This window comes from Enterococcus cecorum, assembly GCF_052119425.1.
GTDB lineage: Bacteria > Bacillota > Bacilli > Lactobacillales > Enterococcaceae > Enterococcus_E > Enterococcus_E cecorum_C.
The window spans coordinates 1-20,901 of sequence record NZ_JBQKFH010000039.1 but is presented as its reverse complement, the minus strand read 5'-3'; the positions used below and the strand labels follow the sequence as shown (position 1 = coordinate 20,901).

Below are 20,901 nucleotides of genomic sequence, written 5' to 3'. Positions count from 1 at the left end.
GACTTAATTATAGAGGAAACAGATGTCTTTTTCTATTATTATGAGTATAAAAAAAGATATTTAGTGTTATCCTCCGTTTGAGTAACAACACTAAATATCTTAGACCCAAATAAAAACAAGCACTTATCCTCTGTTCTAGGAGGTGAGTGCTTGTTTTACTATTTGAACAAGGGATGGATGCTATATAATTGTCAGAAAAATTTGATTATAATGTCCGAAAGGTTTACAATGAACCTAAATGTGTTGGTTATAACATTGTAGGGGGTAGGATGATGTTTAAGTTGTTAAAATTTAATTCAAAGCAACTTTTTATCAAGAGTTTGATAATCAATACTTTTGTTACGTTATTTACAATTATTCTACCTTATATTACCAAGTTATTTATTGATAATATCGAATTGAAAAACGGACATAAAGTCTTGCTATTTGGGCTTGCCAATATCCTTATCGTGTTGGGCATTCAGGTGCTTTATTATTTTGCTGACCTCTTTCAAGGAAAATCAGAACTATTTGTCTGGGATAACATTTCTCAAATCACGCACAAAAATCTGCAAAGTTATGATCCCACACAATATGATTTATCCGAACGCAATATCTCACAGATGTTGGGGCAAAATTACGAACTATTAAAACATTTTTTCAATCAGTACCCCGTAATGCTTACACTTTATGTGGTCAGAGCTGTTGCCATTATTGGTATTCTCTTTAGTATTTCTCCTTTTATTGCGCTTTTAGTTCTCATTTTAATCCCTTTTTTTATGTACATTTCCAATCGGTACGGTGAAAGACTATCCTTGCTTGGTGCCAATATGGTCAATAGTATGAAAACTGTGCGAGAATATCTATTGGATAGCAGCAAATTAAGTCTGTCGGAGCGCTTCTTTCAAAAGCGTTCGTTCATCCCGTTTAGCACGGTCTTATCTGCCTATAAACGTGATAAAATGGCACAAGTCAAGATGACCGCCTTTTTTGATAATTTTTTATCCTATGCTTTTTTGAATTTAATGATTTCCCTGTCCATAATCATATCCGGTTACCTAGCCTTTAATGGCAAAATTACCTTGGGAGATTTGTTCGCCATTCAGCTTTATGTTTCACAATTTTGGACACCAGTTGAGTATTTTGTAGATGTATATAAAGAGTATATTTCTTGTAAACAAATCATGATGGACTTTATTACCTTTCTGACACCGCCATTAATTTCGTACGCGGATGTGCCGATTCAATCCATTACTATCAATCAGTATATTGGTCGTAATCAGCAGGGAGCGAATTTACACTTGCCTTTATCTGCTAAATTACAGCGAGGAAAAGCCTATATTATTTGTGGGGATAATGGTGTCGGTAAAACCAAGTTGATTTTATCACTTTTAGGATTTGACAATGATTATTCAGGAGAGTTAGCCTTAGCGCAAATCACGCAAAATAGCAATATTGCCTACTGTCCGGCTGATCCTATCCCTAGTAAATTTTACGATAATAAAGTCAGTCAAGGTGCTTCAATGGGGCAGTTGAAGTTATTCCAATTAGAGCAAGTCTTGTTACAGGAAAAAGATGTCTATATCTTTGACGAGCCGAGCAATTTTTTAGACCAGAGTAAGAAAAAAATCATCAAAGAGAAAATTTATGCATTAACGAATAAGCATAAAATCGTCGTATTAGTCACGCATGATGCGGATATGTTTGATTCACAAGCCGAAAAAATCGAAATCAAACGAGCGGCGAAATAAATCATAAAACGATACCTATGCGAAGTGCTAAGGTATCGTTTTTCATCATGTTCATACTAAATAGTATTTAAAGGTTATGATTTTTCTATGAGTCAATTTCAAAATCATCGCCCATAATATTTATTATTAGGCTAATTACTTTTTTCAAAATTTTTGAACACAAACCAAGATTGCTCGTAAAAAATGATGGAAAAAGAAACGACGACTAGGTTCTGCTACTTACCATATATTTCTCTTTGATGTCCTACAGTTAATGCGAGTATAATTAGCTCATTATCTTCTATTTGGCATATAAGACGATAATCACCGATTCGATACCGCCACTGCCCACTTCTATTGGCAGTCAGACCTTTTCCATGTATGCGGGGATTTGATGTTCCAACAAGATTTTTATCAATCCATCCTCTTATCATTTTCTGTGTATACTTATCTAGCTTTCTAAATTCTTTTTTGAAGCGTTCAGAAAGTGCTACATTATACTTCTTCATCTAACTCTCTCCAAAATTCTGCTACAGGTGTCGATTTGTGTCCACTATCTACATAGTCCTGATACGCTTCTTTTGCAATAACGAGATCGTATTCGTCCTCTATGCGTTCGAATAAGGCTTTCTTAAATGCTTCTCCTAATGACATTGCATGGAGTCTTGCGTAACTTTCCGCAAGCTTTCTTTCTTTTTCTGATAATCTGATAAAAAATGCCATAATCCCTTCTTCTCCTTTGTGGTTTCTAAAGTATATTTTGCTACTTCAAAGTCTGTTAGTCAAATATCACAGTGGAATTTTAATTAAGTAGCTAGTTGATGTATATTTGTTATAAAAAGTATGAAATGTTTTGATTTTTGAGCAGTCTGGTGTGCTTTTAAAAAACTATTTGATATAATGTAAAAAAACGAATAGAAAACGAGGTTAAGTGATGTCTTATTCAGAACTTTTACATAATACAGCGATTCGTCCGTTTTTATTGGAAATGCGCATTGGCTTGGAAAAAGAAAGTCAACGTGTGGATTTAGCAGGCAATCTTGCACAAAGCGATCATCCCAAAACATTAGGAAGTCGGACTTTTCATCCATATATTCAAACAGATTTTGCCGAAACGCAGGTCGAATTAATTACCCCAGTGACAAATAGTCCAAAAGAAGCTTTGCGAAAATTAGCGATGATTCATGATGTTATTTATCGTTCTATGGATCCTGAGGAAATGCTTTGGCCCTTAAGTATGCCGCCAGCCTTGCCTGATGAGGAAGACCAAATTATGATTGCCAAACTAAAAACCAAAGAAGATGTGTTATACCGTCGTTATTTGGCAAAAGTTTATGGTAAACGTAAGCAAATGGTTAGTGGGATTCATGTCAATATCGAGTTAGGTCAAAAATTCATGACAACCCTTCATCAATTAGCCAATAGTCCAGTGAGTTTGGATGCCTTTCGTACGCAAGTGTATCTGCATCTCGCACAGCAATACTTGCATTATCGTTATGTTTACACTTATCTATTTGGAGCTTCTCCACTTCCGGAAAAGAACTATTGTCTATCCGATGCCCCTCATGATTATGTTCGAAGTATTCGTAATTCTAAAGCTGGCTATCAAAACAAAGAAGCCCTTCATGTCAGCTTTGAAAGTTTCGACCAGTATCGTCAGGATTTAAAACAACTCGTCGCCCAAGGAAAATTGATTGAAGAAAAAGAGTTCTATTCCGCCGTGCGTTTGCGTCAAGGAAAAGGCAAAGAGTATTTAGAAGATGCGATTCGTTATATTGAATTACGCAATGTGGACTTAAATCCTTTTGAAGCGGTTGGTATCAATGAAGAACAGCTTGTTTTTATCCAAGTATTCTTATTATATTTATTAACTCAAGAAGTACCAAGTAATGTTCAGGCCTTCTTACAACTTGGTGAGCAATACAACCAACAAGTCGCCATGGAGCATCCTGCAAAAGAAAGTGCCTTGCAAGAAGAAGTGATTCGAATCATTGATGAATTAGTGGCTTTAGTAAAAGAGTTAGATTTACCTGTAGAACAAGCATGGCTTAAAAAATGGCAAAAGATGGCGCGCCACCCACAAGCCACGTTAGCTAGTGAATATATTGCTAAATTAAAAAATCAAACGCAACATGAACTGGCAACGCAATTAGGACGTCAATATCATGAAAAAGCTTGGGCGCATCCTTATCAGTTAGCTGGTTATCGCCATATGGAATTATCAACGCAAATTATGATGTTTGATGCCATTCAAAAAGGCGTGGCAGTTGAAGTATTGGATGAGGTCGATCAGTTTATTAAATTGACTTACGATGGCCAAACAGAATATGTGAAAAAAGCAAATATGACCAGTAAAGATAACTATGTCGTCCCATTAATCATGGAAAATAAAGTGGTAACGAAAAAAGTGCTTGCCGCTTCTCATTTTAGAGTCCCTCAAGGTGCGGAATACCAAGATTTAGCCAGTGCCTTAAGAGATTATCCTAAATATGCGCAAGGAAAAGTAGTGATTAAGCCTAAGAGTACCAACTACGGGCTAGGAATTACGATTTTTAAAGAGGCGATGAGTCAAGCGGATTATCAAAAAGCCTTAGAAATTGCTTTTAAAGAAGATATCGATGTCTTGGTGGAAGAATATTTTGCCGGTACTGAATATCGTTTCTTTGTGATTAATGGTCAGACCAAGGCTATCATGTTACGAGTGCCAGCAAATGTCAAAGGCGATGGACTACATTCTATTCGTGAATTAGTTGAACAGAAAAACCAAGATATTTTACGCGGCACGCATCATCGTTATCCATTAGAAAAGATTCAGTTAGGCGATATCGAGGCGTTGATGCTTAAAGAACAGGGATATGATTTTGAAACGATCTTGCCAAAGGATGTCACAGCTTGGTTAAGAGAAAATTCCAATATCTCTACAGGTGGCGATTCGATTGATATGACCGATGAAATTCCGGATGATTATAAGCAAATTGCCGCTCAAGCAGTCGAAGCATTGGGAGCGAAAATTTCAGGTATTGATTTAATTATTCCAGATTATCATCAAAGTGCCACTGCGCCAGATGCTTATGGGATTATTGAGGCGAATTTCAACCCAGCTATGCATATGCACGCCTATCCCTACCAAGGAAAAGGCCGTCGTTTAACCTTAGAAGTGTTGCAGCTGCTATTTCCAACCTTGAAAATATAAAAAGGCTCGCCCAACTTGTTTGGCGAACCTTATGAAAAGAGCTTATGCCAAAAAGATTCATGTTTTTTGGGTGTAGGCTCTTTTGTGTTTGATGGATATTTTTCAGCAATATCAATGACCGCTTCGTTGACTGCCTGACTGTCCACGATTAACAAGCCGATACTCTCCTCATTACAAGGCTGACTTGACTCGGTGACGGTAAATGGCATTTGAGCTTGACTGAGAATGGCGATATAGGTCGCTTGCAGACTTTCGGGCAATTTCGCATTTAATAACGATTTGTATCCTTTAAATTCTGCTAGATGACTTTTCAGAGTTGCTTGTAGTTCGGGGTTTTGCATTTCACTTTTGGTCATGGAAAGCAAGCAACGCTCTCTAAAAGTCCCTAGATATTTTGCTTGTTCTTCGGGATTGATTTTGGGCGCACCATACATGGATTTATCTAAATGTTGCTGCAAAGAATCGCTCATAATATTTCTTCCTTTCGTTTTTTTCTTATTGTAACAAAAGCGCTTGAAGTCGTCAAAACAGTCAGATGAGGCAAATCGTGATAAAATAAGTGTGAGGTGAGGAAAATGAAATTAACTTTAACACCAGAAGCAATCGAAAAATTACAAGCGAAAATGCAAGACGGTGATTATATCTTGCTTGACTATGAAGATGCGACGGGACCGTTTGTCGATAGTGCTGCCAGTTGTCAATTATATTCAAGTTTTCGTTTCTTGTTTGTCCCAGGTGACTTTGACCAAGAAAAACTAGCGGTCTATGATCATGTACATGAAACCCCGCTTGGTAAAGTATATATGAAGTCAAGATCGGAAATGTTACTAGATGAAGAAGTGCGTGTGGTTGTTGAATCGGTCTATCATGCCTTGCAATTACGTTCAGATAGTGGCATTTTAGCCAACAATATCGAAGCTAGACGGATTAACCCTGCCGATTATGAAGGCAAAACGAATACTGGGACCTCTTCTTGCTAAATGATTGTCTTTAACAAAAAAGTTTTTGCAATCATTTGCTAAACGATAAAACCAAAAGCCGAGTACGAAAAGAATGGGAAAAAACGTACTCGGCTTTACTAATTATGGAAGATGGTCAATGAGAATAAGAAAACCATCTAAATATTACATACACTAGAAAAGAATCTAGCGTAGATACCTAATTTTGGACTAATTTCAAAAAACGTTGTGGCAATCTCTGACATACCAAAAATCCAATACCTGCAGAACACACTGCTTTAATCATATCTGGTAATAAGAAGTTCACACAACCAGCGATAAGTGCTTGATTCAATGGCATGCCGGTCGCAAATTTTAACCAGATGCTACCAACGATTAAGGTAGTGGCAAACCCGAGTACATTGGCAACTAGTACGGTCACAAAGCTTTTCGGATTGATTTGGATGATGGTTCCGATGATGAATGCACATAGTACAAATCCCCATAGATAGCCTCCAGATGGACCAAAAAGGACACCTACACCAGCCGCACCACCGGCATAAACGGGTAGCCCAATCGCACCTAAAACAAGATAGATAATAACCGCAAGACTACCTACTTTACGTCCTAAAATCGTGGCAGTTAAACCAACAATAAAAGTTTGTAGCGTTAAGGGAACAATTGGCAAGGGAATGGTAAATTGCGCAAACACAGCAATCACTGCGGCAAAAATCGCTGCGACCAATTGTTTTTGTAATCGAATATTTTGCATATAAATTCTCCTTTTAATCACGTTAACTACATATTAATTTCTGGTTAACTCAAAAAGATTATAACATCATGTTTACCAAAATGCAAATAAAGGTTAACAAGATAAGGCGGTGAAGGTTAAAGGATCTCCACACTATAACGATTTATAGGATATTGATTGTGTTGCCATTAAATACAAAATTGAGGGTTTAGCTGTAAGTTCTTATGTACTATCACCAAGTAGCATGATAGAAAAATACGAGCGTGTCCCTATTTACTCAGAAAATCATTTGATGTCACCCGAAATAGTGGAAGTCATAAATCTCACTTTACATGATGGCAGTCAGCGGCTTGTAATCATTTAACATCAAGAACCTAATCGTGACGCAGAGACTATATTGTAGAAGGTAATTTCTATTATGGGAGAGTTTTAGTGATACAGGATAAAAATGTAATTACATTTTAGTAAAAAGAGATTCATTCACAGAAGATTGACTCAGTTCATATCTGCGAATGAATCTTTATTATTGACATATTCACTTAATTGTCTAAGCTGTGTTGATTTGGTGTTTGCGGTAATTGAATCATTATGCTAGTCCCAACGTTAATTGTAGAGTTTATGACAAATTTTATATTTTCTCCATAAAGATTGATTAATTTATTTTCTATGTTCTTCATTCCTATTTTTGTATAGTGTAAACCATTTGATTGTGAAGAAAGTTTATTAACATCGAATCCTTGCCCATTATCTAATATCTCTATTTGAAGATTGTTATTGACAGGCTGGATAAATACAGTGATATTTCCTGTTTGTTGATTATTGAAGGCATGTAAATAGGCATTTTCGATTAAAGGTTGGATGATCATCTTAGGGATTAAGGCATCTTTGATTGTTGGGTTCATTAATATAGTGGTATGTATATTTTCGCCATATCTCAGTTTTAGTATTTGAATATAGTGTTTCAGTATTTTTTCTTCTTCTTCAATAGAATGGAAATCATCATGGTTAGAAAGTGTGCTACGTAATAATTGAATAAAACTATCTAGGGCCTGGATTACTTTTTCATTATTTCCCTCATATACAAGCATCTTTATTGCAGTGAGGGTATTATATATAAAATGAGGGTTAATTTGGTACTGTAATGCTTGTAATTCAAATTTTCTCTTTACTTTTTCTTCTTCAATAATTTTGTCAAAATATTTTTGTAATTCATCAATCATATCGTTATAAACATTCACCAATTGCTTAATTTCGTAGCTACCATTGACCGCTAATTTTTGATCAAAGTGCCCATTTTGTACTAGAGTTAATTTGTTGATAAGTTGATAAATTGGCTGGGTTAATTTCTTTAGTAGAAAATAAGAAATTGCAAATACTATTATAAATACACTACTACTTATGAGCAAGATACTTGGTAGAATATTGATTTCTCCCAAAAGTTTTTTATGATTAATAGTGCTAACTAATCGCCATGAATAGACAGGAAGTTTAACAGATAATTTAGTGTATTGAGTATCATTGTTTTTTTTATATTTTTTTCCGATACGGTTTTCTTCATTGCTAGCAATGATTTGATTATTACTATCAATTAAGTCTATTGTTTCAACATGAGAATTGAAATAAGTTGAAAATAAATTATTTAAATCATTTGAGCTGATAAAAATTAGTAAGTATCCATAAGTTTGAAAGAGAGAATTCTGTAATGGATAGATGTAATAGATTCCAGTTTGGTTATAGGTTTCTTTTGTAAATCCATTTTGAGCTAAGTATGGATGAACATAATCATAAAAACTTTTTTTCCCGTTTTTAATGATTTGACGTATTTCTGAATTACTATCTATCATTATTTCTCCATTGGGTTGGATTACTTTCTTCTCGCCAATAATAGCAAGGTGCAAGATGGAATAGTTGGGTTCAAGTTTGAATCGTTCAATGACCTTTGATATTTCCATTAAAGCATTCATTTCTGTAATTGGATTTGAGTAACTATCATCTAGGTAAGTTTCTACCGCAGGAATATTTGTGTAATCTGCAATTTTTTTGACATCATTTCCTAACCGATAAAATGTGTTTTTTGTAGAATTTAAAATAATATTATTACTCTGAACATACTTTTCAATAAAAGAATGAGAGACATTATCGTTGATGATCCAGATTGTTGTACCTACAGTTATCAGAATACTAAATAACGTATTTGTCATCAGAAGTAATAAGAGTTGATTGTGCTTAATAAGTTCAATGATTTTTCTTTTCATTAATGTATACCTTTTTTATATTTTGCCGGCGTTGTTCCAGTATATTTTTTGAAAGCTTTAGAAAAGTAACTTTGGTTAGAGTAACCGACTTCATGTGCGATTTCCTCATAGGTGTAATTAGTATGACTAATTAATTCTTTTGCTTTATTTATTCGAATTGTATTCAAATATTCATTGAATGTAAGTTTCATTTTTGTTGAAAAATAGGAAGATAGGTATTGATAGTTATAATGATATTTTTGAGCTATTTGTTCTAGCGTAATTTTTTCAGCATAATTTTTTTCAACAAAATCTTTAATTTGCTTAATAGTAGCATCTTCGTTTTTTTCATTAAGAATATACTGCTTTATTGTATCAATATTATCATCTAGTATTTTTGTAAATGAAATGATATTATTTGCACTAATTAAACTATTGATTGATTTTATTTTAAGCATTTGAAATTGTTGATCATTACCTAATTTACCTTCAATGATTGTAAATAGTGTATAGAATAGGCTGCTAACTTGATTTTTTAAAAAAGTGGGATGTGGATATTGTAATAATAATTGTTTAAAATATTTGTCAATAAGTTGTAAACCGTCAATGAAATTATTAGTCAATAACGAACTTACAATTAGTTCAATTTGTGTAGTATCTTCGTTAAGATATTGAATGAATTGTTTTTCTGAAAGGAATGTTTGTGATGAAAAGTAAAAATATTGTTCATCACTAGCTTTACTGAATGAAGGATAATAATCCAACAATTCGACAATATTATTTGAAAAATGGCTAATTGTAAAAAATAAAGAAGTCAACTCTTCTTTTGGGTTTGTATACGCTTTCATATAGCTTAGAAAATTAGAAGATAAGACACTAATTGGCAAATTTGATGAAATGATATAGCCAAAATCGCCATTTTTAGTTTCAAAATATAGATTAGCAATGTATTTATTAAGAAAATGACTAAATTTTTTAAAAGCTTGTTTTTTATTTTTTGATTTTGGATAATATTTCTCATTTGATAAAAAAATACAATAATTCTCAATTGGAAGAAAATTATCAATTTTTGTTAGCACTAAAGATTGCGTATAACCGGAAAGATATCGACTGATTTCTTCTACTAGGATTTCCTTATAAGGGATAGATTGCTCATCGGTGAATTGATTCAATTGTTTTGCTACTTTATTTAATGTATCGATTAATAATTTAGGTGATAATTCAGGTTTTAAAATATAATCCGTTACACCTAAACGAAAGCATTCTTTGATTAAGTAAAAGGTATCATAGCTACTAATAACAACAATCTCAATGTCAGGAAAGTGCTGCTTAATATATTTTATCAATTGAATGCCATCCATTTGTGGCATGATTAAATCAGTAAGGATAATATGAGGCATAAATATGGGAATTAGATTTATAGCTTCTTTTCCATTTGTAGCATCAACCGATAGTTCAAATCCTTCATTTGCCCAGTTGATCAGATTTTTGATTCCCTGCCTTACAGAAACTTCATCATCTACAACCATTACTTTCAGATTATCCATTTGTTTCTCCTCCCAGTGATTTTGTATGATAAAATTATATCATAAACTTATAAATCACATGCTTTTAAATTTATATAATTGTACATATTTTTGATTATTGTAGAAATTAATCTGCTGATAAATTGCTGAATTTAAATTAATTTGTATCTTTTATCGTAGTTATCTAAATAACTCAGAAAGCGATTACACTTCACAAAGTTTTTTGCTATTATGTTCTTGTAAATATTAAGAAAGTGGTGAATAAAATGAAAAAATGTTTTGGTAAAATTTTGGCTCTACTCCTCAGTGTATTTGTCTTAGCTGGTTGTAGTGGCGATTCGACTGAGAAGAAAGAGGAAAAGTCTCCAGATAAAATTACTGTATGGGCTTGGGATGAGACGTTTAATATTAAATCAATGAACATTGCAAAAGAATTCGACAAAGATGCAAAAGTGGAAGTTGTGAATATGAATCAGGATGACATTGTTCAGAAATTAAATACTATTCTTTCTTCTGGTTCAACAGATGGTTTACCTAATATTGTTCTTATTGAAGATTATCGTATTCAAGGTTACTTAAAATCATATCCAGATTCATTTGCAGATTTATCAAAGATTGTTAAACCAGAAAAATTTGCTCCTTATAAATTAGCTGTAAATACTGTTGATGGAAAATATTATGGTTTACCTTTTGATAGTGGTGTAACTGGATTATTCTATCGTCGTGATTATTTAGAACAAGCTGGATACAAAGAACAGGATTTACAAAATATTACTTGGAATCAATTCTTAGATATTGCCCGTAATGTAAAAGAAAAAACTGGTCATCCAATTATGAGCTTAGACCCTTCTGATTTAGGGTTAACACGAGTGATTATGCAAAGTGCAAGTTCATGGTACACTGCAAAAGATGGCAAAACGGTTACTATCAAAGACAACAAAGCTTTAAAATACGGGTTAAATATTGAAGCGACTTTATTAAAAGAAGGTTTAGTAGAACAGGTTTCTGACTGGAATGGTGGTGTAAAAGCCGTTCAAACCGGTACAACAGCAACGTCACCAACGGGATCATGGTATTCATCAACAATACAAGGTGCAAAAGATCAAAGTGGAAAATGGGGAATCGCACCAATTCCAAATTTAGATGGTATTAAATCAGTTAATGCTTCCTCATTAGGTGGAGCTGGATGGTATGTGTTGAAAGGAGTACCTGGCGAGAAAAAAGCAATTGATTTCTTAGGAAAAACATTCGCTTCTAATCTTGATTTGATGGATCGCTTAGCCAAAGAAGTGGGTGTTGTATCTACAATGGTGGAAGCTAAAAATACATCTGCTTATCAAGAAGAATCTGAATTTTATGGTGGGCAAAAAGTATTTGCTGACTTTTCTAAATGGGCTGCTGATGTCCCAGAAGTAAACTACGGTAAAGATACTTATGCTATTGAAGCAGTGATGGGAGAAGCACTTCAACGTGTTGTAAATGGTGAAAAAATGGATACCGTATTAAACGAAATTCAAGATCAAGTTGAACAACAATTAAACACAAGTAATTAGGTTTAACAGGAGGGAATGTATTGACGGGCGATTGGATAATCAGTTAATACATTCCTTTTTTGTAGAAAAGGGTGATTTTATGGAACGTATAGAAACAAAAAGGGTTAAAAAAAACAAACTATTTTCAGCGGGTAATCTATTTATTTTAATTCCAGTAATCATGATTATTGTCCTTGTTTTTATCCCTATGTTGATGGCATTTATTAATTCATTTAAAACAGGTACACCTCAGAATATGCAATGGGCAGGTTTGAGTAATTATAAAAGGTTACTAGTAGATGCGACTTTTAAAAAAGCGTTTTTTAATACATTTTTATATTTACTTATACAAGTTCCAATTATGCTTTTATTAGCATTGATTGTTTCATTTATTCTTAATGATAATAAATTAAAATTTAAAGGGCTATTTAGAACAGCCTTATTCTTGCCTTGTATTACATCTTTAGTTAGTTATTCATTAATTATGAAAAGCTTATTTGCTCCTTCAGGTTTGATTAATGCAACGTTAATGAATTTACATTTGATAGACAGTCCATTGCCTTGGTTTACTGATCCATTTTGGGCTAAAGCATTAATTATTATATCAATAACTTGGAGATGGACAGGATATAACATGATTTTCTTCATTGCCGGTATGCAAAATATTGATCCGGAAATTTACGAAGCAGCAAGGGTAGATGGAGCTTCGGCATTTCAACAATTATTCAAAATTACAATTCCAAATTTGAAGCCAATTATCTTATTTACTACGATTACTTCTACTATTGGAACCCTTCAGTTATTTGATGAAGTTCAAAATATTACCAAAGGTGGTCCAGCAAATTCTACAATAACATTATCACAATACATTTATAATTTGAGTTTTAAATTTACACCAAATTTTGGCTATGCACTTGCAGTATCCTTTGTAATAGTATTCTGTATTGTAATTTTATCAATTATTCAAAAGAGGGTGATGCGTGATGAGTAAGGCAAAACAAAATATTTTACTTACAATTAAGTACTTGTTTTTAATTTTAATTTCTTTTATTTCAATTTTTCCGTTTATTTGGATGATATTAGGGATGACAAACAAAACCATTGATATTTCTTCTGGAAAAATCATGATTGGTAATCAATTTATGATTAACTTTCAAAATTTGTTAAATTCAGATTTAAATTTTGGTAGAGCAATGTTAAATTCGGCTATTATTGCAGTAATTACAACTATATTAGCTTTATTAGTTTCTTCAATGGCTGGATATGGCTTTGAAATTTATCGAAGTAAATGGCGTGATAGAGTATTTAATTTTATTTTACTGTCTATGATGGTGCCTTTTTCAGCTATAATGATACCATTATTTAGAATTTTTCAAAAATTAAATGGCACGCCTTTTGGAATTAATTCTTTGTTTGTTATTATTATACCTTCAGTTTCAACGGCTTTTTTAATTTTCTTATTTAGACAAAATATTAAGTTATTCCCTAAATCTTTAGTAGAGGCTGCAAGAATTGATGGTCTAAATGAGTTACAGATTTTCTTTAAAATTTATATGCCAGCATCGAAAAATACATATGCTGCTGCAGCTATTATTACTTTTATGAATAGTTGGAATAATTATCTTTGGCCATTGGTTGCCTTACAGTCTCCAGATAAAAGAACAGTACCGCTAATTTTATCTGCTATGGGAGCTAGTTATACACCAGATTATGGAATGATAATGATGGGAATTGTATTAGCAACTTTACCGATTGCAGTGGTATTCTTTGTATTGCAAAAACAATTTGTTGCAGGAATGCTTGGGTCAGTCAAATAGATTGGAGGATTTTTATGTCAGAATTCAAAATAAAAGATCAATTCTATTTAGATAATCAGCCCTTTCAAATCATCTCCGGGACGATTCATTATTTTCGTGTCGTTCCAGAATACTGGCAAGACCGCCTAGAAAAGCTCAAACTAATGGGGTGTAATACCGTCGAAACCTATGTTGCTTGGAATGTTCATGAAGTACAAGAAGGCGAATTTTGTTTTACAGGAAGAGCTGATTTACGTCGCTTTATTCAGTTAGCCCAAAAGGTAGGATTATACGTCATCTTAAGACCTTCTCCATATATTTGTGCGGAATGGGAATTTGGTGGATTACCTTATTGGCTATTAAAAGACCCACACATGAAGATTAGAATGAACGAACCGCGCTATCTAGCAAAGGTAGAAAAATATTTTGCCCGCTTATTTCCTGAAGTGGTTGACTTACAAATTGATCAAGGCGGCCCAATTATTTTGATGCAAGTCGAAAATGAATATGGAGGTTATGCCAATGATTTAAGCTATCTTGAAACCTTAGCTGAACTGATGCGCAAAAATCAAGTGACCGTCCCCCTCATCACCTCAGATGGACCTTGGCGTGGCATGTTAAACAATGGCTCTATTCCAAACTTTGCTTTACCTACAATAAATTGTGGTTCAGAAGTGAAAAAACATTTCCGAACCTTAAGCGCTTTTCACGGGGAAAGCCGACCTTTGATGGTGACGGAGTTTTGGATTGGCTGGTTTGATGCTTGGCAAGATAAAAAACACCATACCACCAGTGTAACTGAAGCTACCAAAGAACTAGCGGATATTTTATCAGAAGGCTCAGTGAACATCTATGTCTTTCATGGAGGAACGAATTTTGGATTTATGAACGGGGCGAACTATTATGAGCGCTTAACACCTGATGTAACGAGCTATGATTATGATGCCCCCTTAACCGAATGGGGCGCAATCACTCCGAAATATAAAGCTTTCCAAGAAGTGATTGCTCAATGTCAAGACATACCAAAGTTCGAACTATCAACAAAAATCATCCAAAAAGCGTATGGTAAGCTATCTGTCCATCAGCGTGTGAGTCTATTTGCGACCTTAGATACCTTAGCACCAAAACATACGGCTATTTATCCACAATCAATGGAGATGTATGATCAAGGCTATGGTTATATCTACTATCAAACAAATTTAGCTCAACAAGGCGAGATTGAAGATTTTCGCTTAATCAACTGTAAAGACCGGGCCCAAGTCTTTTTAAATCAAAAACCACTCGTCACTCAATATGATCATGAAATAGGGACGAACTATCCATTCAGCTTACAAGAAGGAAGCGATCAATTGGGCGTTTTAGTTGAAAATATGGGGCGAGTCAATTACTCGGTACAAATGAACCACCAACAAAAAGGGATAATGGATGGGGTTGTCATCAATGGTAGTTTTCAAACAGGTTGGGAGATTTATAATTTACTGCTAGATGATTTGACGTCGGTTGATTTTACTCGTGAGTATGTTTGTGGGACGCCAAGTTTTTCACGATTTGAATTTGAGGTAGATGAATGTGGCGATACCTTTGTCGATATGAGTGGATGGGGCAAAGGAGTTGTCTTTATTAACGGATTTAATTTAGGACGTTTTTGGGAAGTAGGACCACAAAAACGATTATATCTACCAGCACCACTACTACATCTAGGAACCAATGAATTGATAGTATTTGAAACAGAAGGTAAAGTCAGAGACGAAATTGAATTGGTTGACCAAGCAAATTTAGGATAGGAGTAGCTAAATGATAATTTTTGATGAGAAAATAAATGTATTTCACTTATTTAACGAAAAAATAAGTTATTTGATCCAAATTGAAGACTTTGGGTATGTCAATCATCTTTATTTTGGTAAGAAAATTAAAGGTTATTCGAATTTACATCGATATCGTCGCATTGACCGCGCGTTTTCACCAAATCCGAGTGAAGCAACTGATCGTACCTTTTCTTTAGATACGATGTTGATGGAATACCCAAGTCATGGAAATGGCGATTTTCGCGAACCAGCTATTCAGCTACAATTCAAAGATGGTTCAACCATTTGTGATTTTCGCTATCAAGACTATCGAATATTCGATGGTAAAAAAGCATTACCAGGGTTACCGGCCACTTATGCTAATGAAGCGCAGGCGGAAACTTTAGAGCTTATTCTAGTTGATGAAGTCGCACAATTACGCTTGGTTTTGAGTTATACAATTTTTAAAGAGTTGGCAGTATTGACAAGATCTGCTCGTTTAGAAAATCAAGGGACTCAGACCGTTGCGATTCAGCGTTTAGCAAGTAGCAATCTTGATTTTTATGCTAGAGAGCTAGAAGTCATTGATTTACATGGTGCTTGGGGACATGAGCGACAAATTGGACGTCAAGCCATTACGCAGGGAATTCGTGTTTTTGATAGCAAACGCGGTGCAAGTAGTCATATGCAAAATCCATTTGTGGCCCTTGTAGAACCTACCACTACGGAATTTCATGGAGAAGCTTTTGGCTGTTGTTTAGTTTATAGTGGTAACTTTGAGGCAGTGGTGCAACAAGATCAATATCAGCAAACGCGTCTGATAATGGGAATCAATTCTTTTCAGTTTAATTGGCAATTGCAGCCAAACATGAGTTTTACCACACCGGAAGCCGTATTCGTATATAGTGACCAAGGATTAAATCAATTATCCGCAACTTATCATGATTTATTTAATCAACATTTGGTTCGTGGAAAATATCAAGGAAAAGAACGCCCAACGCTGATTAATAACTGGGAAGCGACTTACTTTGATTTTAACGAAGAAAAATTAATGCAAATCGTGGATGAAGCGGAAAAACTAGGGATCGAAATGTTTGTATTAGATGATGGCTGGTTTGGCAAACGCGATGATGATTATTCTTCATTAGGTGACTGGGTTGAGTATCGCGAAAAACTAAATGGCCGCTTGCAAAACATTGCGGAAAAAGTACATGCTAAGGGAATGAAATTTGGTCTCTGGGTGGAACCTGAAATGATTTCAGAAGATAGTGAACTATTTCGTGCCCATCCTGATTGGGCGTTTCAAGTACCGAATCGTCCACGTAGTACGAGTCGTAGCCAGTATGTATTGGACTTTTCAAGAGAAGAGGTTCGTGAAAATATCTACCAACAATTAACTGCGATTTTAGACCATACGGATGTTGATTATATTAAATGGGATATGAATCGCAATATGACCGAAGTCTATTCGACACAACTACCACCACAAGCGCAAGGGGAAGTGGCGCATCGCTATATTCTTGGGTTGTATGACTTGTTAGAAAAAATAACCACTCGCTATCCAGATATTTTATTTGAAAGTTGCTCTGGTGGCGGCGGACGCTTTGATGCAGGAATGTTGTATTACATGCCGCAAACATGGACGAGTGATAATACGGATGCTTTAGCGCGCTTGAATATTCAATATGGCACGAGTTTAGCTTATCCGATTTCGACGATGGGTTCCCATGTTTCAGCAGTACCAAACCATCAAACCCATCGCGTAACCAGTTTAGCAATTCGTGGCAATGTCGCGATGTCGGGTGTTTTAGGTTATGAGCTTGATTTAACGAAATTGACTGCCGAAGAAAAGATAAGCATTCAAGAACAAATTGTCTTTTATAAACAACACCGTGCTTTATTCCAATTTGGACGATTTATTCGTTTGACCTCACCATTTGAGAAAAATAGTTGCGCGTGGATGTTTGTTTCAAAAGATCAAAAAGAAGCCATTGCCTTTTATTTCAGAAAGTATGCTCAGGCTTCCTTCCCGCTAGAAACGTTACGACTAGCAGGACTAGATGAAGAACAAATCTATGAACTGAATGGTTGTGAAATCTCTGGTAGTGAAGCCATGCATTTGGGGCTTTACATTGATGAAAACCTGACAGGCGATTATGCCACACAGATGTTTTATTTAAAAGGTATTAAATAGCAAGATATAAAGGAGTTGATAAGTGGTGCTTATTCCAAATTATTATGAGGATTTGACGCAATTACATGTAAATGCTTGTCCGCAACATAATTACTTTATTCCTTTTTCAAAGAAGGAAGAGGCGTTAAATGCTAAAAATCGGCAAGAATCAGATCGTTTTATTGATTTAAATGGGACGTGGGATTTTACCTATTATCCATCAGTACAGCAAATTTTAGCTGACGAAATTCAGCAATTAGAACAAATACATACGAAAAAAATACCGGTACCTTCCACTTGGCAAACGCAGGGGTATGATCAACAAATGTATACGAATATTCGTTATCCGATTCCTTTTGATCCGCCTTATGTGCCATTAGTCAATCCTTGTGCCTTATATACTAGGAAAATCGAGGTTAGTGAAGAACAATTGGCAAACTATGATTGGCATCTATTTTTTGAAGGGGTAGATTCCTGTCATTATGTGTGGGTGAATCAACAGCTTGTCGGATATAGTCAAGTATCACATGCCATAAGTGAATTTGATTTGGCTGATTTTTTGAAAGCTGGCGAAAATGTACTTTCTGTTCTAGTATTGAAATGGTGTGATGGCACTTATTTTGAAGATCAGGATAAATTTAGACAATCTGGTATTTTTCGGCCAGTTTATTTATTGGGACGTGCGAAACAACGAGTGAATCACTATTTAATTCATCAAGACTATGATTATCAAAAAAAACAGGCAGTTGTTCAAATTGAGATTGTTGATCAGTCAGCTAATGTTGATTTTGAGTATCTTTTGTTGGATGCACAGCAAAATGTCATTTCCAAAGGACAAGCGTTTGATTTTAAGGTAACGGGTATTTGTGAATGGACCGATGAAACCCCTTATCTGTACTATTTGTTATTGCGCTTTGGTCAAGAGTGGATTTGTGAAAGAATCGGCTTTAGAAAGTTTGAGCTAGATATAAAATATGGATTACGAGTAAATGATCAGGTCATCAAATTGCATGGAGTGAATCAACATGATAGTTGGCCGGATACTGGAGCTAGTGTCAGCATGGAGCGGCATCGTCAGGATTTATTATTGATGAAAGCTCACCATATCAATGCCATTCGGACTTCGCATTATCCAAAGAGTCCAGAGTTTTATCAATTATGTGATGAATTAGGTTTTTATGTATTGAGTGAGGCTGATATCGAGACTCATGGTGTAGTTACTTTATTTGATGTTGGTGGGGATGATAATTTTAATCTTATTGCCAATGATGAGCGGTATGAGCAGGTAATTGTTGATCGTGTACGTTCTTCTATCGTGCCGTTTAGAAATGTGACAAGTATTTTTATGTGGTCCATGGGGAATGAATCCGGTTTTGGAAAGAATTTTGAAAAAGCCTTATCTGTTGCATATGAATTAGATCCTGTGCGTTTTCGTCATTATGAAGGGTATTTTCATGCTTATCAAGATCATGACAATGAAGATAAATATTTGAGTGTGTATTCGCGGATGTATCCGACACTTGAAGAATCGGAGCGAGATTATTTAGTAAATCCGAAGAAACCGTATATATTATGCGAATATTCACATGCGATGGGCAATGGACCCGGAGATTTAGCAGCCTATAATGAATTAATGGAAAAATACCCAGCTTTTATTGGAGGTTTTATTTGGGAGTGGTGTGATCATGCCGTTATATTAGGGTATGACAAGCAAAACAAGCCCCAATTTGGATATGGTGGTGATTCAGGCGAAGAGATTCATGATGGTAATTTTTGCATGGATGGCTTAGTTTACCCTGATCGCCAAGTGCATGTTGGTTTGCTAGAGTTTAAGCACCTTCACCGTCCAATACGCGCGAAAAGAGAGCAGAATCTTCTCATTTTAGAAAATGTACGTGCTTTTACTACTTTTACTGATGAGAATTTAGCTGTAAAACTTATTTGGCAATTAAATGGACAGACAATTTACGAAGATGAACTAGCAATTCCAGCAATCAAACCAAAGTCACAGGTAGCTTTTTCTTTGACTATTCCAAAGGCAAAAGAAGGGTTACTGCAATTACTAGTTGTCACTTTCCATCCTCAAACTCAAGAAATTTATGCAAAAGAGCAATTAACTTTTCACGAGGCACCTGTGCAATTACCAGATTGGCTTCATCAAGAGGAAAAGCAATCACAGTGGCAAGTAACAGAAAGTCCGAACGAATATCAATTAGTTGCCGGAAAATTCAGCATCACTTTTGATCGTTTGGCTGGGCAAATGACTCAAGCAATCGTTGATAATAAGCAAATCATTGGTAAGACACGTTGGTTGATTTGGCGTGCTCCAACGGATAATGATCGCTTGGTGAAAGAAGATTGGTTAGCCGCTGGTTTTGCTCAGTTGCAATCACGCGTTTATGAAACCCAACTAGTTCATGAAAAAGAGGAAATCGTTCAAATTAAAGTAAGAAGTCGTTTGCTGCCAATCTTTCGTCAATGTGTGGCAGACTTAACTTCCATCTGGACCTTTGAAAGTAATGGGCGAATTACGATTCAAACAAAAGTAGAAAGAAACAGGCAGATGCCAAGTTTCCCTAGATTTGGCCTAGAACTAAAAATTCATCCAGATACTTCAGAAGTACGCTATTTAGGTAATGGACCGCTAGAAAATTATCAAGATAAAAAATTAGCCAGTTATTTTGCTGATTTCCAAACAACCATTGAAGATTTATATGAGCCTTATGTGAAACCACAAGAAAATGGCAGTCATGGGAATACTTATGCAGTTCGTGTAGGTCATTATCAAACGATTCAAGCTTTTGCCTCTCATCCTTTTAGTTTTAATGTGAGCAATTATTCAGTGGAAAAATTAACGAATACGAATCATCGGCATGAACTCATCAAAGAAGCACAGCCGTATTTGATTATTGATAGTCATCATGCCGGAGTAGGTTCGAATAGTTGCGGTCCGGAATTGGATGAACAGTATCAAATTAATCAAGATGAATTATTGTTTGAAGTTACTATTCAATTGTAGATACGCTTAAAGATGCGTGCTAGCAGAACCTGAAATTTTGCTAGCGCGTATTTTTTATGCTAATTCAACTTTTATTCGTGCAATCAATCTCTCTGGTGTGTCCATCATTTCTACATGTTGGTTGACATAGTCAGGACGTAAGCGCCCAATAACGAGGTATATTGAAAATCTCCAAAGTCACTCGACGCTGGAGATTCTTTTTTTTATTTACAATTTGCTTGTACAGTTTCTGACCATGGCAAATAA

General features: G+C 35.0%; 15 protein-coding genes. 9 read left to right on the top strand and 6 right to left on the bottom strand.

Annotated elements, in window-relative coordinates:
* Positions 1 to 272 precede the first annotated feature (272 nt).
* Positions 273 to 1,730, top strand: coding sequence for a hypothetical protein (locus ACTQZM_RS09715; protein WP_441653643.1), 1,458 nt, complete (start codon positions 273 to 275; stop codon positions 1,728 to 1,730).
* 215 nt (positions 1,731 to 1,945) lie between these two features.
* On the opposite strand, the gene ACTQZM_RS09710 is transcribed toward ACTQZM_RS09715, so the two are convergent.
* Both ACTQZM_RS09710 and relB read right to left on the bottom strand, forming a co-directional pair.
* Positions 1,946 to 2,218, bottom strand: coding sequence for a type II toxin-antitoxin system RelE family toxin (locus ACTQZM_RS09710; protein WP_113785034.1), 273 nt, complete (start codon positions 2,216 to 2,218; stop codon positions 1,946 to 1,948).
* A complete protein-coding gene (relB, locus tag ACTQZM_RS09705; protein ID WP_441653642.1) occupies positions 2,205 to 2,432 on the bottom strand; it encodes a type II toxin-antitoxin system RelB family antitoxin in 228 nt (75 codons plus the stop codon). Before relB ends, ACTQZM_RS09710 begins: the two co-directional genes overlap by 14 nt.
* A gap of 211 nt (positions 2,433 to 2,643) precedes the next feature.
* On the opposite strand from relB, the gene gshAB reads away from it, so the two are divergent.
* Positions 2,644 to 4,902 (top strand): bifunctional glutamate--cysteine ligase GshA/glutathione synthetase GshB, encoded by a 2,259-nt coding sequence (gene gshAB / locus ACTQZM_RS09700; protein ID WP_441653641.1) that lies wholly within the window; start codon positions 2,644 to 2,646, stop codon positions 4,900 to 4,902.
* Positions 4,903 to 4,931: 29 nt separating this feature from the next.
* Here the strand turns inward: gshAB and ACTQZM_RS09695 are convergent, their stop codons facing one another.
* Complete coding sequence (locus ACTQZM_RS09695) at positions 4,932 to 5,372, bottom strand: YueI family protein (RefSeq protein ID WP_441653640.1); 441 nt, start codon at positions 5,370 to 5,372, stop codon at positions 4,932 to 4,934.
* A gap of 105 nt (positions 5,373 to 5,477) precedes the next feature.
* On the opposite strand from ACTQZM_RS09695, the gene ACTQZM_RS09690 reads away from it, so the two are divergent.
* Positions 5,478 to 5,882, top strand: a complete 405-nt coding sequence (locus ACTQZM_RS09690; protein ID WP_441653639.1) for an iron-sulfur cluster biosynthesis family protein — start codon at positions 5,478 to 5,480, stop codon at positions 5,880 to 5,882.
* A 178-nt stretch (positions 5,883 to 6,060) separates the two neighbouring features.
* Here the strand turns inward: ACTQZM_RS09690 and ACTQZM_RS09685 are convergent, their stop codons facing one another.
* The 3 genes from ACTQZM_RS09685 to ACTQZM_RS09675 all read right to left on the bottom strand — a co-directional run bounded on the left by ACTQZM_RS09685 (position 6,061) and on the right by ACTQZM_RS09675 (position 10,372).
* The gene (locus ACTQZM_RS09685) at positions 6,061 to 6,612 is read right to left on the bottom strand and encodes a biotin transporter BioY (protein WP_441653638.1); all 552 of its coding nucleotides are present in this window, start codon (positions 6,610 to 6,612) and stop codon (positions 6,061 to 6,063) included.
* A gap of 518 nt (positions 6,613 to 7,130) precedes the next feature.
* A complete protein-coding gene (locus ACTQZM_RS09680; protein WP_248626362.1) occupies positions 7,131 to 8,846 on the bottom strand; it encodes a sensor histidine kinase in 1,716 nt (571 codons plus the stop codon).
* Positions 8,846 to 10,372 (bottom strand): response regulator transcription factor, encoded by a 1,527-nt coding sequence (locus ACTQZM_RS09675; protein WP_441653637.1) that lies wholly within the window; start codon positions 10,370 to 10,372, stop codon positions 8,846 to 8,848. Before ACTQZM_RS09675 ends, ACTQZM_RS09680 begins: the two co-directional genes overlap by 1 nt.
* Before the next feature lie 245 nt (positions 10,373 to 10,617).
* Here ACTQZM_RS09675 and ACTQZM_RS09670 point away from each other — a divergent pair, with 245 nt between their 5' ends.
* The 6 genes from ACTQZM_RS09670 to ACTQZM_RS09645 all read left to right on the top strand — a co-directional run bounded on the left by ACTQZM_RS09670 (position 10,618) and on the right by ACTQZM_RS09645 (position 20,655).
* Entirely contained in the window at positions 10,618 to 11,904 is a 1,287-nt protein-coding gene (locus tag ACTQZM_RS09670; protein WP_248626366.1) for an ABC transporter substrate-binding protein, read from the top strand.
* A gap of 79 nt (positions 11,905 to 11,983) precedes the next feature.
* Positions 11,984 to 12,874, top strand: coding sequence for a carbohydrate ABC transporter permease (locus ACTQZM_RS09665; RefSeq protein WP_248626368.1), 891 nt, complete (start codon positions 11,984 to 11,986; stop codon positions 12,872 to 12,874).
* A complete protein-coding gene (locus tag ACTQZM_RS09660) occupies positions 12,867 to 13,700 on the top strand; it encodes a carbohydrate ABC transporter permease (protein WP_248626370.1) in 834 nt (277 codons plus the stop codon). The genes ACTQZM_RS09665 and ACTQZM_RS09660 overlap by 8 nt, the downstream gene beginning before the upstream one ends.
* Positions 13,701 to 13,714: 14 nt before the next feature.
* Positions 13,715 to 15,463, top strand: a complete 1,749-nt coding sequence (locus ACTQZM_RS09655) for a glycoside hydrolase family 35 protein (protein ID WP_441653636.1) — start codon at positions 13,715 to 13,717, stop codon at positions 15,461 to 15,463.
* 10 nt (positions 15,464 to 15,473) lie between these two features.
* On the top strand, positions 15,474 to 17,657 hold the full coding sequence (locus tag ACTQZM_RS09650; RefSeq protein WP_441653635.1) for an alpha-galactosidase: 2,184 nt from the start codon (positions 15,474 to 15,476) through the stop codon (positions 17,655 to 17,657).
* A 25-nt stretch (positions 17,658 to 17,682) separates the two neighbouring features.
* Positions 17,683 to 20,655, top strand: coding sequence for a glycoside hydrolase family 2 TIM barrel-domain containing protein (locus ACTQZM_RS09645; protein WP_441653634.1), 2,973 nt, complete (start codon positions 17,683 to 17,685; stop codon positions 20,653 to 20,655).
* Positions 20,656 to 20,901 lie beyond the last annotated feature (246 nt).